This window comes from Coleofasciculus sp. (assembly GCF_046539235.1).
Classification (GTDB): Bacteria; Cyanobacteriota; Cyanobacteriia; order Cyanobacteriales; family Coleofasciculaceae; genus Coleofasciculus.
Genome location: NZ_JBKHHI010000018.1, coordinates 17,634 through 30,614 on the forward strand (window position 1 = coordinate 17,634; position 12,981 = coordinate 30,614).

At 45.6% G+C, this 12,981-nt stretch carries 14 protein-coding genes and 1 pseudogene; 9 read left to right on the forward strand and 6 right to left on the reverse strand.

Features of this window, described 5'->3' with window-relative positions; genetic code table 11:
* Positions 1-5: 5 nt before the first annotated feature.
* The 6 genes and pseudogenes from arsB (at position 6) to ACLFWI_RS03545 (ending at position 5,218) form a co-directional block, all read left to right on the forward strand.
* Positions 6-1,157 carry an ACR3 family arsenite efflux transporter gene (arsB, locus tag ACLFWI_RS03520; RefSeq protein ID WP_446411762.1) on the forward strand — a complete coding sequence of 384 codons (1,152 nt, stop codon included), beginning with the start codon at positions 6-8 and terminating at the stop codon, positions 1,155-1,157.
* 101 nt (positions 1,158-1,258) lie between these two features.
* Positions 1,259-1,666: an arsenate reductase, glutathione/glutaredoxin type gene (gene arsC / locus ACLFWI_RS03525; protein WP_446411763.1), complete on the forward strand. Its 408-nt coding sequence runs from the start codon at positions 1,259-1,261 to the stop codon at positions 1,664-1,666.
* A gap of 94 nt (positions 1,667-1,760) precedes the next feature.
* The gene (arsC, locus tag ACLFWI_RS03530) at positions 1,761-2,156 is read left to right on the forward strand and encodes an arsenate reductase, glutathione/glutaredoxin type (RefSeq protein WP_446410478.1); all 396 of its coding nucleotides are present in this window, start codon (positions 1,761-1,763) and stop codon (positions 2,154-2,156) included.
* A 366-nt stretch (positions 2,157-2,522) separates the two neighbouring features.
* Positions 2,523-3,263, forward strand: a complete 741-nt coding sequence (locus ACLFWI_RS03535) for an MTH895/ArsE family thioredoxin-like protein (protein WP_446411764.1) — start codon at positions 2,523-2,525, stop codon at positions 3,261-3,263.
* Positions 3,264-3,347: 84 nt separating this feature from the next.
* Positions 3,348-3,645: pseudogene (locus ACLFWI_RS03540) on the forward strand (permease); the annotation flags it as partial.
* Positions 3,646-4,435: 790 nt separating this feature from the next.
* The gene (locus tag ACLFWI_RS03545) at positions 4,436-5,218 is read left to right on the forward strand and encodes a DUF6816 family protein (RefSeq protein WP_446411765.1); all 783 of its coding nucleotides are present in this window, start codon (positions 4,436-4,438) and stop codon (positions 5,216-5,218) included.
* Positions 5,219-5,486: 268 nt separating this feature from the next.
* Here the strand turns inward: ACLFWI_RS03545 and ACLFWI_RS03550 are convergent, their stop codons facing one another.
* Positions 5,487-5,657 carry a hypothetical protein gene (locus ACLFWI_RS03550; RefSeq protein WP_446409143.1) on the reverse strand — a complete coding sequence of 57 codons (171 nt, stop codon included), beginning with the start codon at positions 5,655-5,657 and terminating at the stop codon, positions 5,487-5,489.
* Positions 5,658-6,047: 390 nt separating this feature from the next.
* On the opposite strand from ACLFWI_RS03550, the gene arsS reads away from it, so the two are divergent.
* Positions 6,048-7,043 carry an arsenosugar biosynthesis radical SAM (seleno)protein ArsS gene (arsS, locus tag ACLFWI_RS03555; RefSeq protein ID WP_446411766.1) on the forward strand — a complete coding sequence of 332 codons (996 nt, stop codon included), beginning with the start codon at positions 6,048-6,050 and terminating at the stop codon, positions 7,041-7,043.
* A gap of 64 nt (positions 7,044-7,107) precedes the next feature.
* Here arsS and ACLFWI_RS03560 read toward each other — a convergent pair whose 3' ends face one another.
* From ACLFWI_RS03560 to ACLFWI_RS03580, 5 genes are all read right to left on the reverse strand, one after another.
* Positions 7,108-8,004 (reverse strand): ROK family protein, encoded by an 897-nt coding sequence (locus ACLFWI_RS03560; protein WP_446411767.1) that lies wholly within the window; start codon positions 8,002-8,004, stop codon positions 7,108-7,110.
* A gap of 79 nt (positions 8,005-8,083) precedes the next feature.
* A complete protein-coding gene (locus ACLFWI_RS03565; protein WP_446409146.1) occupies positions 8,084-8,629 on the reverse strand; it encodes a hypothetical protein in 546 nt (181 codons plus the stop codon).
* A gap of 135 nt (positions 8,630-8,764) precedes the next feature.
* On the reverse strand, positions 8,765-9,640 hold the full coding sequence (locus ACLFWI_RS03570; RefSeq protein ID WP_446411768.1) for an ABC transporter permease: 876 nt from the start codon (positions 9,638-9,640) through the stop codon (positions 8,765-8,767).
* Positions 9,637-10,074, reverse strand: a complete 438-nt coding sequence (locus tag ACLFWI_RS03575; protein ID WP_446411769.1) for an NUDIX hydrolase — start codon at positions 10,072-10,074, stop codon at positions 9,637-9,639. Before ACLFWI_RS03575 ends, ACLFWI_RS03570 begins: the two co-directional genes overlap by 4 nt.
* Before the next feature lie 4 nt (positions 10,075-10,078).
* Positions 10,079-10,474: a hypothetical protein gene (locus ACLFWI_RS03580; protein WP_446411770.1), complete on the reverse strand. Its 396-nt coding sequence runs from the start codon at positions 10,472-10,474 to the stop codon at positions 10,079-10,081.
* A gap of 589 nt (positions 10,475-11,063) precedes the next feature.
* Between ACLFWI_RS03580 and folD the strand changes: the two genes are divergently transcribed.
* Together folD and crtE are read left to right on the forward strand one after the other, a co-directional pair.
* Complete coding sequence (folD, locus tag ACLFWI_RS03585) at positions 11,064-11,939, forward strand: bifunctional methylenetetrahydrofolate dehydrogenase/methenyltetrahydrofolate cyclohydrolase FolD (protein WP_446409150.1); 876 nt, start codon at positions 11,064-11,066, stop codon at positions 11,937-11,939.
* A gap of 58 nt (positions 11,940-11,997) precedes the next feature.
* On the forward strand, positions 11,998-12,927 hold the full coding sequence (gene crtE / locus ACLFWI_RS03590) for a geranylgeranyl diphosphate synthase CrtE (protein ID WP_446411771.1): 930 nt from the start codon (positions 11,998-12,000) through the stop codon (positions 12,925-12,927).
* Positions 12,928-12,981: the final 54 nt, after the last annotated feature.

The window sequence follows — 12,981 nt, forward strand, 5'->3', positions numbered from 1 at the left end:
TTCCTATGAGTACTAATTCATCTAACGCCACACCATCACCACCCCAAGTTGGGGGTCAACTTAGTTTCTTTGAAAAATATCTCACCGTTTGGGTAGTACTCTGCATCCTTGCAGGTATCGCCCTGGGTAAATTATTTCCCGGTGTGGCAGTGACACTGGATGCCATGAGTGTTTATCAGGTATCCATTCCTATCGCCATCTGCCTGTTTTTCATGATGTATCCGATTATGGTGAAAATTGATTTCACCCAAGCAACTCAGGCAGTGCGGGCGCCGAAACCGGTGATTTTAACCATGGTGGTGAATTGGTTAATTAAACCCTTCACGATGGTGGTTTTTGCCCAGTTTTTCCTGGGTTGGTTGTTTCAGCCTTTGCTATCGCAAACGGAGATCATTCGTGGGGCGGAAGTTACCTTGGCAAATTCTTACATCGCTGGGGCAATTTTATTAGGCATTGCCCCTTGTACGGCGATGGTTTTGATGTGGGGGTATCTGTCTTACAGTAATCAAGGACATACCTTGGTGATGGTGGCGGTGAATTCGTTGGTTATGTTGTTTCTGTATGCTCCCTTAGGACGATGGTTATTAGCGGCGAATAATTTAACTGTACCCTGGCAAACCATTGTGTTATCGGTACTGATTTATGTGGGGTTGCCGTTAGCGGCGGGGATGTATAGTCGGTATTGGATTTTTAAACATAAGGGAAAAGAGTGGTTTGAACGGCGATTTATTAAGTATCTGAGTCCGATTTCGATTGCGGCGCTTTTAATTACGTTGGTTCTTTTGTTTGCGTTTAAGGGAGAACTGATTATTAATAACCCGCTACATATTTTGCTGATTGCTGTACCGTTGTTTATTCAGACAAATTTTATTTTCTTGATCACTTATGTGGCGGCGTTGAAGTTGAATTTGACCTATGAAGATGCTGCACCTGCGGCGTTAATTGGGGCGAGTAATCATTTTGAGGTGGCGATTGCCACGGCGGTGATGCTGTTTGGGTTGAATTCGGGGGCGGCGTTGGCGACGGTTGTCGGGGTGTTAATTGAAGTTCCTGTGATGTTGATGTTGGTGGAGTTTTGTAAGCGCACAGCGATGTGGTTTCCACGGGAACCGGAGAAGGCAACATTGCGTGATCCGCGTTGTGTTAACCCTTACTAATCATTCTCTTTGTCATTCTTTATCCCCATAACAAATGATCCGAGCTAATAACAGACTTCCCTTTTCCTTAAACTCACCATCCTTGATCCTGTTATTGACCCATGAAAAGAGTAATTTTTGTCTGTCAAAAAAACTCTTGCCGTTCCCAAATGGCAGAAGGGTTTGCTCGCTTTTTAGATGAAAATCGGAAATTTTCCTTCGCCAGTGCTGGACTGGAAGCGAGTCAGGTTCATCCACTGGCGATTCAGGTTATGGCTGAGGTGGGTATTGATATTAGTCAGCACCAGTCTAAACTGTTGAGTGATTTCAATGCTGAAGACTTTCCGGCTGTGATATCGATGTGTGACTGTGGTAAAGATTTACCGGAGGAGTGGTTGATAAAGGAAACTTTCTACGAGTGGCGATTAGATGATCCCCATGATGAACCGATAGAGGTATTTCGCCAAGTTCGCGATGAAGTGGAAAGACAGGTCAAAGCTTTATTGTTATTGCTGAATATTAAGGGATAGACAGGAATAGCGGTGATTTTTTGAACTTAGTTTCGGCTAATGCCTCAAAGATTAGATTGTAGTAAACCAACGAAAATTAGTAGTCAGGATTACCATGAAACAAGTTATGTTTGTCTGCAAAAAAAACTCCTGTCGTTCCCAAATGGCAGAAGGATTTGCTCGCACGTTAGGAGAGGGAAAAGTTGCGGTGACGAGTTCGGGGTTGGAGGCGTCTGAAGTGAATCCTACGGCGGTTGAGGTGATGTCGGAAATTGGGATTGATATTAGTGACCAAACGTCTAAGCCGTTAAGTGATTTTAATCCTGATGATTATAATGCAGTGATTTCTTTGTGTGGCTGTGGGGTTAATTTGCCTGAACCTTGGATATTGCGGGAGGTGTTTCAGGATTGGCAATTGGATGATCCGGCGGGTGAACCGATTGAGACGTTTCGGCGAGTACGAGATGAGATTAAAGAGCGAGTTGTTAAGTTAATTGATGCATTGGGTTAATCTCTTGTTGCCACGGCGACTAGAAGTCGCTGCTACACAAACAAAGTCCGCCTGCGCGGACTGGATTATTCCCCCCTGCGAGGGGGGAGGACAGAGGATGCTGCGCTTTTTTTGCACGGAAGGGGAAGAATTCAAAGCCTCTCCAAATAAAAAAATATATTCCGCTTCCCTCTCCTTGTAGGAGAGGCGTCGGGAGAGGTTCGGAGAGAGGTTTTCCAGAGAGGTTTTCCAGATCCCGTGAAAAGTCAGGATTATCAAGAGAGTAGTTAACCCGGATTGGCTATGAACCCTTCCCAACACGGGGAGGGACTTTTTGTGGCAATATTCTCTGACTAGGGGTTGACTTTATACCTAGGTATAAGGTTTATGATTAAGGCACTGGATTCTGATATGAGCTGGGGCAATATGCTTCAAGTTGGTGAAGTGGCGCGTAAGTTGGGACTTAATCCCCAAACCCTTTACTTTTACGAACGGATTGGATTGATTCCGAGTCCGAAACGTACTGAGGCTGGATATCGCTTGTTTGATGACCAGGATATTGAACGGTTGTCCTTTATTAGTCGGGCGAAGGCGTTTGGTTTAAGCCTGGACGAAATTAAAGAATTACTGGTATTGCAAGATGGTAATTCTCTGTCTTGTGGTGAAGTTTATCAGATGTTGCTGAAAAAAATTCAGCAAATTGAAGACAATATCCAGCAATTGCAACGGCTTCGAGCAGAATTATTACCTTTGCTCAATCGTTGTCAAGAAAATGCTCAACGGTTGGGTGAAGAACGCCAGTGTGTTGTCTTTAAGGATGTTGATTATAGCGGTGAAGACAAGGCTGGGTTTGATCATGATTCCAATTCTTATGAGGTTTTAAGTGTGGATACGCTTACGGTAGAAATTCTGGGAACGGGTTGTAAAAAATGCCATCAATTAGAGGAAAATGCCCGAAGTGCGATCGCGTCTTTGGGTATTGCGGCTGAAGTCGTGCCAATTACTGACCCTGTGGAGATTGCTAAACGACGGGTTATGTCTACTCCAGCGTTAGCTGTGAATGGCAAAGTGGTGAGTAAAGGAAAGGTAATTTCCCCAGAACAAATTAAACCGTTGTTGCAGTCTTAAGTTATTCGTCATTTGTCATTTGTCATTTGTCATTCGTCATTTGCAACAACACCTAATATTTAACACCTAACCAAGGATAATTTTATGGTTGATTTATTTTATCCATTTGATTGGTTAGCTAGCCAAATTGTAACTAAATTTTTGGGTTTATCATTGCATTCATCTCTGGGGTCAGCGCTTTTTCTACGATGTCCCCAAAGTTCTGACTCTATTAATTGTGATTAGTTTTATAGTGGGAACGGTGCAAACCTTTCTTGACCCGCAAAAGATTCGCTATTGGATTAGTGGCAAGCGGACGATTTTTGGCAATGGTTTAGCGGCAACGGTTGGTATCGTTACCCCTTTTTGTTCCTGTTCCGCCGTGCCGTTATTTATTGGCTTTAGTTGAAATCTAAGCTGAAATCTTCTTGTTGGGAAAACCTAACCCCCCAACCCCCTTCCCTGCAAGGGAAGGGGGAGCCGGAAATGTTTCAATCCCTGATAGGGATTCAGGGGAATTCCAAGTATCAATCAGGCAGTTTCCAGTCTGATTGGTGCGTTTCAATCCCTGATAGGGATTCAGGGGAATTCCAAGCATTGATGCAATGATCGCCAAGTACGGGCTAACAGTTTCAATCCCTGATAGGGATTCAGGGGAATTCCAAGAAAATAATGGGGAAAGTAATAATGGCTGGTAAGAGTTTCAATCCCTGATAGGGATTCAGGGGAATTCCAAGGGCGGTCATCTGGAAACCTGACACTATGTAGTTTTCATGGTACGGTTGCGCGGCTGATGAAAATAATAGCATCTCAGGGATAGGTCTTGGCAAGAGTCTATTCATAAAATCTCCTGAAAACCAGTTACAGCAAGCTTTTCAAGATTTGCGCGGCTGAGATTTTGCCGTAATGAGGTTCAACCTCTTGTACACAAAGCAATTCAGCCATTTTTCTCAACGGCTTCAAAAAAACACCTACCCATCCGCGCATTAACCTAAATCAATGACAAGGCGGCAAATCCTAACTGGATAAGGAATACAGCCTCAAATTTTAACTCGTCGGAAAAAACACCTACTGGTTGTCGCATCTAGACCGAGAAACTGGCATGATTGGGTAGAAGTTCACCAAGCTATCCTACTGTGAGTGCGATCGCGCTCTTTCTTGTTAACCAACACCAAGCAAGGATCAACTTAGTTGTGGCAATTATCCCCAGACTCATAGGATTAGGCTTAATTTTAGTCTACTGCTTTTGGATCAATCCAGCACTAGCCGGACAATTAGCCGATCGCATGGCGCAGTTTCCCGATTGGCACACTAAACCCCCAGTAACGGCGGCGATGGGGGATTTGGTTTATCCCGATTGGATGGAGGGAACTTGGAATGTTACCAGCACCCTCATCGAACAAGTTACACCCTTAGCGCCAGAAATAGTCACGCCGGGATTTAAGAGTAATCGCCGCTATTTAAATCAGCCGATGCAGTTTCAGGTACGGTTTGAACGGGTGGATCAAGTTCAATCGAAATCTCGCGATCGCATTATACCCCTTCCCCAGCAAACAGAATCCGGCGTAGTTGCGGATCGAGAATTTAATGGCTTGAATATCGCCCAAGCCTATCTCGGCGAAGACGCCATTCGTTCAGTCAAGGTTGATCCGGCGTCTGTAAATCGGCAAATAACCGAATTGCGATCGGGACGCCAACTTATCTCTATTGTTACAGGTCGAAACACAGAAACCCCCAGCCGCGATCGCTTTATTGCCACAGAAGTCACTAACCAATACTTTCGCGGTACAACCCAACCCTATTTAAATCAGGTGGAAACCACAACCGCTTATGATCAATTGCCATCACCAGATTCCGGAATTGAAGCATGGCAAATCACCGCGATTTACCTTTCCCCTCAAGATCCTGATTATTTTCAGGCGTTGGATCAACCCGTCGCCTTGTATCGGTATCGACTCCAATTAGAACCGATCTAATCGTTATGACTTGCTGAATAATGGTTGGGGTAAGAGAAGGAAACAGGGGAAAGGTAAGAAGCCAGACAATAAGCTGTCATGCCTTTAAATTGGGAATGGGTAGTGAGCAAGATGCAAAGCCTGCGGCATGGCTTCGCTAAACGCACTGAACGTGATTTCGCCATTATTGATATTAAGGTTTAAATGCCGAACAGCTTACTGTAGCCGGGGTCAAATAAATTAAAGTCGGGCTTATCTGAGCAATATTCAACCGGACATGATATTATAATTAAAAATCCCACATTGCTATTAAAGTGCCAGGATTTGCTGATAATTTAATCCACCGACACGTTAATTTTTTCTTACTCAGAGGCTTGGCATCCATCAAGAAGGCTTTGCCTGTTAATCTAGAACTATCATAAATTGTTTCTTTGCGGGATTTCTCTTTCACTCCTTTCATCGTTTCGCTCCTGAGCTAATGGCATGAATTAACCCAAGCTTAACCTGTTAGTTAAGCGTTTTGGTGAAGCAGTAATGAAGGTTGAACTCAAAACTGTAAAGCTTTTATTTTTTGTTTTCAAAGATTATTGATAAGTAGTCGGACAAAAGAAAACAGCACGCTCACTAAGTTTTGTAAACAACCCTCAAACCCTTACAAAGGACGTAGCTTGCTTCTTTTCGGAAAGCGAGTATGACGAATGACGAATGACTGATTCTCAGCAAAAACTCATTGAACTGCTGTTTAATTGATCTCGGTCAGACTAAATGATTTATTATAGACTCAGCTAGCCGATATGGATTTGGCTAGTCAGATGCTGAAGTCAAGATACATTTCCAGAGATTTAACGTAATGACACAGACAGCCACATTAGCGGTAACCCCGTTTAGTCAAAAACTGAGGACACCTTTAACCAAAAATCAAATTACGGTTCTGCAAATCAATCTGGGAAAACGCTGTAATCTCGCCTGTACCCATTGCCATGTAGAAGCGGGACCTAAACGCACGGAAGAACTGACCCCGGAAATCTGTGACCAACTTATCGAACTGATTCATCGCTTCCCGCAAATCCAAACCGTTGATTTAACCGGGGGTGCGCCGGAAATGAATTATGGGTTTAAACCCTTAGTTGAAGCAGCGCGGGCAATGGGAAAGGAGGTGATTGTGCGGTCAAATTTGACAATTTTCTTTGAACCGGGATTCCAGGATTTGCCAGAATATTTTGCCCAACATCAGGTGAGAGTTGTTGCCTCGCTTCCCTGCTATTTAGAGGATAATGTGGATAAAATGCGGGGGAAAGGAGTTTACAATGATTCGATTCGGGCAATTCAACGGTTAAATCAATTGGGGTATGGAAAAAATCCGCAGTTAATCCTGGATTTGGTTTATAATCCAGCGTTGCCTGTGAGTGAAGATTTTTACTTAACGCCGAATCAGGTGAAGTTGGAACAGGACTATAAACGGTTCCTTAAGGAAAATTTTGATATTGAGTTTAACCAGTTGTTCGCGATTACCAATTTACCCATTGGCAGAACCAAGTTTTATCTGCAACGAACCAAGCTGTATACACCGTATCTGAAGTTTCTGGAAGATAATTTTAATCCGACGACGGTGGAACATTTGATGTGTCGAAATGAACTCTCGATTGATTATCGAGGAAATGTTTACGACTGTGATTTTAATCAGATGGAAGAAATACCCGCTAAGTCTCGCACTGGGGAAACGTTAACCGTGGGTAAGCTATTAGCCGCAGGAAGCTTAGATATCATTGACGAAATTCGCACAGCTTCCTATTGTTACGGTTGCACCGCCGGGTGTGGTTCGAGTTGCGGTGGTGCTTTGACTTGAGTGCAGGGGATTCAGGTTATCATGACAAATGACTAATGACAAATGACCAATGACCAATAACAACTCATAATTCATCATTTCTCATTTGCAGTGCTAATTTGGCAGCCCCAACCATTCCCGCCTGATTACCTAGCGTAGCGGGAAGTAACTGTAAACCTGTACGAGAACTCGGTAACACTCGACGTTCAATTTCTGCCCAAGCCGCCGGGAAGAAAAATTTGGCACTTGCACTAACTCCACCGCCAATAATAATCGCTTCTGGAGTGAGGACATAAATTAAACTCGCCAATCCTGCACCTAAATCCCGTCCGTAATGGTGCCAAAATTCTAACGCCTTTGGATTGCCTTCATTTGCCAAAATCCCCAGTTCAGCTGGTTCTTTTCCGGTACGGTGACGAATTGCCCCAATGGACAGATATTGTTCCAGAGAACCTTGATTGCCACTATTACAAGGTGGACCCTCTGGATTTAACGTGATTAACCCTAACTCCCCGGCTGCGCCCTGAGCACCGACAAAGAGTTTCCCATCTAGAATAACTGCACCGCCGACGCCAGTACCCAACGTTAGCATAATCAAATGGCGAAACTGACGTCCTGCACCTAACCAAGCTTCGCCTAAACCCGCGCAATTGGCATCATTGGCGATAATCGTCGGACAACCTGTTTTAGCTTCTAACCAATCGGCTAGGGGAATATCATGCCAATCATTGAGGTTAATCGCAACTCGGGCAATCCGTCCGGCTGCATCAGCAGGTCCGGGAGTACCCACACCAATGGCAATCACGCTATGGTTAGTATCAAGTTGTGCGATCGCGTCAGCCATTACCTCAACCACGGCTTTTGGAGTTGAGGGTTGGGGCGTCGCCACCGTTACAGATTGGATGCAAGTGCCATTTTTCTGGAAAAGTCCCAGCTTAATCGCGGTTCCGCCTAAGTCAATACCAATTACATCATTTGTCATTTGTCAGGGAACGGGGAACAGGGAACACCTCGACTTCGCTCGGTGTGTCACAGGGAACAGGCTATATTATTAAATCACATTAATCGGCAATATTAAATGAATTCCAAAAGGCTTGGAAGTCTTGTGCGGCGCGGCGGTAATTAGCTTCTTTGTGTTCTAAAACAGCTTGGGAGATTTCGCCATCTTGGTATTGTTCTTGGGCAAGTTCAAATTCGAGTTTAGCGATTTGATACGCTTGTTTTTTCAGCGTACCTTCTACCGAACCCACCCAGTTGGGAAAACCCAGATGCTGCGTTTCCCAGTCAGTATGACCAATTTCCGCCATTTTGCGATCGCCTAAAATGGGTTGGCTGGTTTCGGTTAACTGTTGGAAGCTGGACAGGGCTTGTTTAATTTGCTGAATTCGTTCTAGAGAATTTGAGAGAGAAAAGCGTTCGTTTAGAGTATCGTCAATGGGTTCATCGGGATGAATCGGAGAGAGGAATGGACTATCTTGAGATACATTGTCGGGTTTAGGTAGTTGGGCGACAGAACTTGTCCACCACAACCCTGCACTAGCAAGAGGGATGAGTAATAACCCGCCAATGGCGGCGAAACCTATAGACTTGGGTTGGATAAATTTCATAAAAATCTGAATTCCCAGCTTTTAATTATTCGACGAGAGTGAGACAATTTCCGGTTCCTTTGGAATAGGAGATTGGTGACTGTAGAGACGTAGCATGCTACGTCTCTACACCTGTAAACCTCTCCCTCATCTCCCCTATCGCCCACGGGGATTAATGATCTCCGTTAATCCTTCTCCCAATAGCGATAAACCAATCACCATAGATGTCATCGCTAAACCGGGGAATAAAGCTGTCCACCAAATCCCTGTAGGTAAAGCATCCAGCGCTTGACGCAAATCATGTCCCCATTCTGGGGTTTCTGCCGGTAGTCCTAGTCCCAAGAATCCCAGTCCACCTAAAATTAAAATAGCGTCGGCGGCGTTGAGGGTAAATAACACCGGGACGCTTTGAATCACATTCAGAAATAGGTAACGGGAAAGAACCCGCCTAGGGGAAGCACCCATCGCTTGCGCGGCTTCGATAAATAATTCCGTTTTGACGCTGGCGGTATGGTTACGGACAACGCGATAATATTGGGGAACATAAGAAATACTCAGTGCGATCGCGGCATTAAATACGCCTCGCCCAACCACAAAGGCTAAGGTAATAGATAACAGCAATCCCGGCAAAGTATAGATCGTATCCATCAAAAACAGCAACACCCGATCCAATTTACCGCCGAGATATCCACTAACTAACCCCAAAGGAACACCAATAATTAAACTCAAGCTGGTTGCTAGAATCACCACCTTTAACGCCGCTTGAGTACCAAATAAGGTGCGGGAGAAAACATCATACCCTTGGCGTGTCGTACCGAACCAGTGTTCACCACCGGGAGGTTCATGAATCGGGTTAATCAGGGATGCGGTGGGATCTTGCAGCCATCCCCATGCTTGAAAAACAGGGGCAAAAATAGCGATGAGGATGAACACCAAGGTGATAATCACCCCCACCGCCATCAGTTTCATCGAAAGGCTGGCATATCGGCTAAAACGTAAAAGATGAGGCAATCGCAGTCGCGTCAGGGTCATTGGCAAGGTTTCCTCGCCAAGAAATCTAATAAAATTGTCTGGTGAGGTTGCCCTAAGGGACGCACCTGACCCGCTACTTCCGAATAAGCCTGACCCGCCTGAATTTGTTCGGGCGTCAATAAACCCAGATCCCAGCCCTCTTGTAATACCAATTGATTCAATTCCACCGTTAAAGGGGCGTGGAATATATGACGAATAACCTGGGCATCATTATAGCAATCAAACGTTGCCAATTGGGGGGGAGAATAGGAAATCTCTTCGAGTAATTCTCGCCGCATCCCCACCTCTGGCGTTTCTCCGGGTTCAAGATGACCGCCAAAGAACCCCCAGCACCCCGGATAAAGAATGCCAGGGATATCGTTCCTAAGCTGCATCAGGAACCGTCCCGAACGGTAGAGAATCGCGATCGCGACTTCAATTGATTGACTCTTCATAAAATTATTCAGCTTTCCGTTCAAGCTGTTCGGTTTCCTGAAGGTAAACTTCACCCATTTCTTGCCCACCGATGGGAATACTTTGGAATTGTAGCTGTCCCCCAATTACCACCTGATCACCCACATTGGGAAGTTCTTGATTGCTCACGACCCAAATTTTGCCCGTGGTATCCTCAAGTTGATAAGCCCCTGAGTTCAAAAAGGGGGCTTGGGTGATGACTTGACCTTGAAGGTAAACCACTTCCTGGGCATTCTGATCAGATGGGAGTTCACTAATCGCCGTAACATCTACAGTGTTAGCGCTACCCATACCATTCGGACTACCTAGCAAAGGAACATTGCTACAACTTACCAGTCCTCCCCCAAACAGCAAAGCGCACATTGGCAGTAGATAAAACATAGTTGACCTTTGGCGGGTTGGAATTGACGAGCAAAGGCGTGAGCGATGGTCGTTTTGAGCAGACATTGCCATGACTGTTCCCCACGCTAAATAGTGTACATCCCGGTTATAGCTTAGATGCTTGAGAATTGAATAGCGGGTGAGTGACACCACTGCCCGTACAATAATCAAAGTCCTTTGATGTCTGTTAATCTTTAACCTGCCCGTCAACTACCCCGCCTATAGTCTAGCTATAGACGAAGCTTGAAAAAGTTTATGTTGACCAGCCTAGGTTCTCAGAGAACTACGTTATGTCCAAGTGTTAAAGTTCCTACCAGGGAATGCGTAGCTAGTTCCCTGCTCTAGAACCCCACCATTAAACAGGTCATAGGGAAAAGCCAGTGTGGTGGAGAAAGTACCGAGACATAACTTTGGCGAAGCTAACGTTACTCCGTGCGGGGAAGACGCCCAAAAACCATTGGGCAATTGGGTAGAAACTGCACCTCTTTCTACCCACCACTTTTGAATCAGTTCACTTACTTAGGAGGCGTGGCTTTCGTCTTCGCCCATGCTTATTGGTATGGCCGAGGTATCCAGCCGCGAAATATTAATGAAATCTGTTTACCCTCAGTTACTGGATGGCAAAGCTCTGGCTCAACGCATTCAAGATCAGCTCAAAGCGGAAGTAGAACGGCTCAAATCCACTTATAGACGCCCACCTGGATTAGCGGTGCTAATGGTGGGCGACAATCCAGCTAGCGCCGCCTACGTGCGGAATAAAGAACGTGCCTGTGCCAAAGTTGGGATTGCCTCCTTTGGGCAACATTTTCCGGCTGATGTCTCTCAAGCCGAGGTTGAGCAAGCCATTCATCGCCTTAATCAAGACCCAAACGTCGATGGTATCCTCCTGCAACTTCCTTTACCTGAACATCTCAATGGCGTCTATTTACTCCACCAAATTGATCCTGATAAAGATGTCGATGGACTGCATCCCCTAAATTTAGGGCGTCTGGTGCGAGGTGAAACGGGACTGCAAAGCTGCACCCCAGCCGGAGTCATGCGCCTGTTGCGGGAGTACCAGATTGATGTGAAAGGAAAACACGCGCTTGTCGTCGGACGGAGTATTTTGGTCGGCAAGCCAATGGCGCTAATGTTACTAGAAGCTGATGCTACCGTTACTATTGCCCATTTGCGTACCCAAAATTTGGCTGAACTGACTCGTCAAGCGGATATCTTGATTACTGCTGCCGGACGCCCTAATCTAATTACGGCGGATCAGGTTAAACCGAATGCCATTGTGATTGATGTGGGTATAAATCGCGTCACCGATACTCAAGGAAAATCCCGTCTCGTGGGTGATGTGGATTTTGACGCCGTTCGGGACATGACCCAATTTATCACCCCGGTTCCTGGTGGTGTTGGACCGATGACGGTGACAATGTTATTGCAAAATACTGTTTTTAGCTATACCAGAACTCACTCATAACGCCCCTAGGCTCGTAGAATTGTTAAGACAGTGAACAGACGATTTAAGGAATGATGGCATGGTAGCAACAGATGGGCGACCTGCCCCCAATGGGGAATCCCCAGCCTTTGATTTATCAACCTATCTAAAAGAGCGCAAAGCTCAAGTGGAGGCGGCTTTAGACCATTCTTTGCCCCTAGGTTATCCAGAAAAGATTTATGAGGCAATGCGCTATTCCCTCTTAGCTGGGGGGAAACGGTTGCGTCCGATTCTCTGTCTGGCAACCTGTGAACTGATGGGTGGCACGATTGAAATGGCAATGCCAACCGCCTGCGCGTTGGAAATGCTCCACACCATGTCGTTAATTCATGATGACCTTCCCGCCATGGATAACGACGACTACCGTCGGGGTAAACTCACCAATCATAAGGTCTACGGTGAGGATATGGCGATTCTCGCTGGTGATGGTTTGCTGGCTTATTCGTTTGAATATGTTGCCACCCAAACCCAGAAAGTTCCAGCCGAGCGAGTGTTGCGGGTGATTGCTCGTTTAGGTCGAACCGTGGGCGCGGCTGGATTGGTTGGGGGTCAGGTGGTTGACTTGGAATCTGAGGGAAAATCTGATATTCAAGAGGAAACCCTCCATTACATTCACACCCATAAAACTGGAGCGTTGCTGGAAACTTGTGTCGTTTGTGGTGGAATTTTGGCAGGTGCAACCGATGCGGATATAGAACGCCTGTCTCGCTATGCTCAAAATATTGGCTTAGCGTTTCAAATTATCGATGATATCCTGGACATCACCGCAACTCAGGAGGAATTAGGCAAAACGGCGGGGAAAGACCTGCAAGCGCAGAAAGCAACCTATCCTAGCCTCTGGGGACTAGAAGTTTCTAAAGCTAAAGCTCAAGAGCTGATTGAAGATGCCAAAGGTCAACTAGAACCGTTTGGTGAGCACTCTCAACCCTTAATTGCTCTGGCTGATTTCATTACCGCACGGACGCATTAGTCATTGGTCATTGGTCATTGGTCATTGGTCATTGGTCATTGGTCATTGGTCATT

Excerpts from the sequence above, each read along its gene's own strand:
- arsS (WP_446411766.1), top strand. The coding sequence starts at position 6,048 with ATGACACAGACAGCCACATTAGCGGTAACCCCGTTTAGTCAAAAACTG.
- arsB (WP_446411762.1), top strand. The coding sequence starts at position 6 with ATGAGTACTAATTCATCTAACGCCACACCATCACCACCCCAAGTTGGG.
- folD (WP_446409150.1), top strand. The coding sequence starts at position 11,064 with ATGAAATCTGTTTACCCTCAGTTACTGGATGGCAAAGCTCTGGCTCAA.
- crtE (WP_446411771.1), top strand. The coding sequence starts at position 11,998 with ATGGTAGCAACAGATGGGCGACCTGCCCCCAATGGGGAATCCCCAGCC.
- ACLFWI_RS03560 (WP_446411767.1), bottom strand. The coding sequence starts at position 8,004 with ATGACAAATGATGTAATTGGTATTGACTTAGGCGGAACCGCGATTAAG.
- ACLFWI_RS03565 (WP_446409146.1), bottom strand. The coding sequence starts at position 8,629 with ATGAAATTTATCCAACCCAAGTCTATAGGTTTCGCCGCCATTGGCGGG.
- ACLFWI_RS03570 (WP_446411768.1), bottom strand. The coding sequence starts at position 9,640 with ATGACCCTGACGCGACTGCGATTGCCTCATCTTTTACGTTTTAGCCGA.
- ACLFWI_RS03550 (WP_446409143.1), bottom strand. The coding sequence starts at position 5,657 with ATGAAAGGAGTGAAAGAGAAATCCCGCAAAGAAACAATTTATGATAGT.
- ACLFWI_RS03535 (WP_446411764.1), top strand. The coding sequence starts at position 2,523 with ATGATTAAGGCACTGGATTCTGATATGAGCTGGGGCAATATGCTTCAA.
- ACLFWI_RS03575 (WP_446411769.1), bottom strand. The coding sequence starts at position 10,074 with ATGAAGAGTCAATCAATTGAAGTCGCGATCGCGATTCTCTACCGTTCG.
- arsC (WP_446411763.1), top strand. The coding sequence starts at position 1,259 with ATGAAAAGAGTAATTTTTGTCTGTCAAAAAAACTCTTGCCGTTCCCAA.
- ACLFWI_RS03580 (WP_446411770.1), bottom strand. The coding sequence starts at position 10,474 with ATGTTTTATCTACTGCCAATGTGCGCTTTGCTGTTTGGGGGAGGACTG.
- arsC (WP_446410478.1), top strand. The coding sequence starts at position 1,761 with ATGAAACAAGTTATGTTTGTCTGCAAAAAAAACTCCTGTCGTTCCCAA.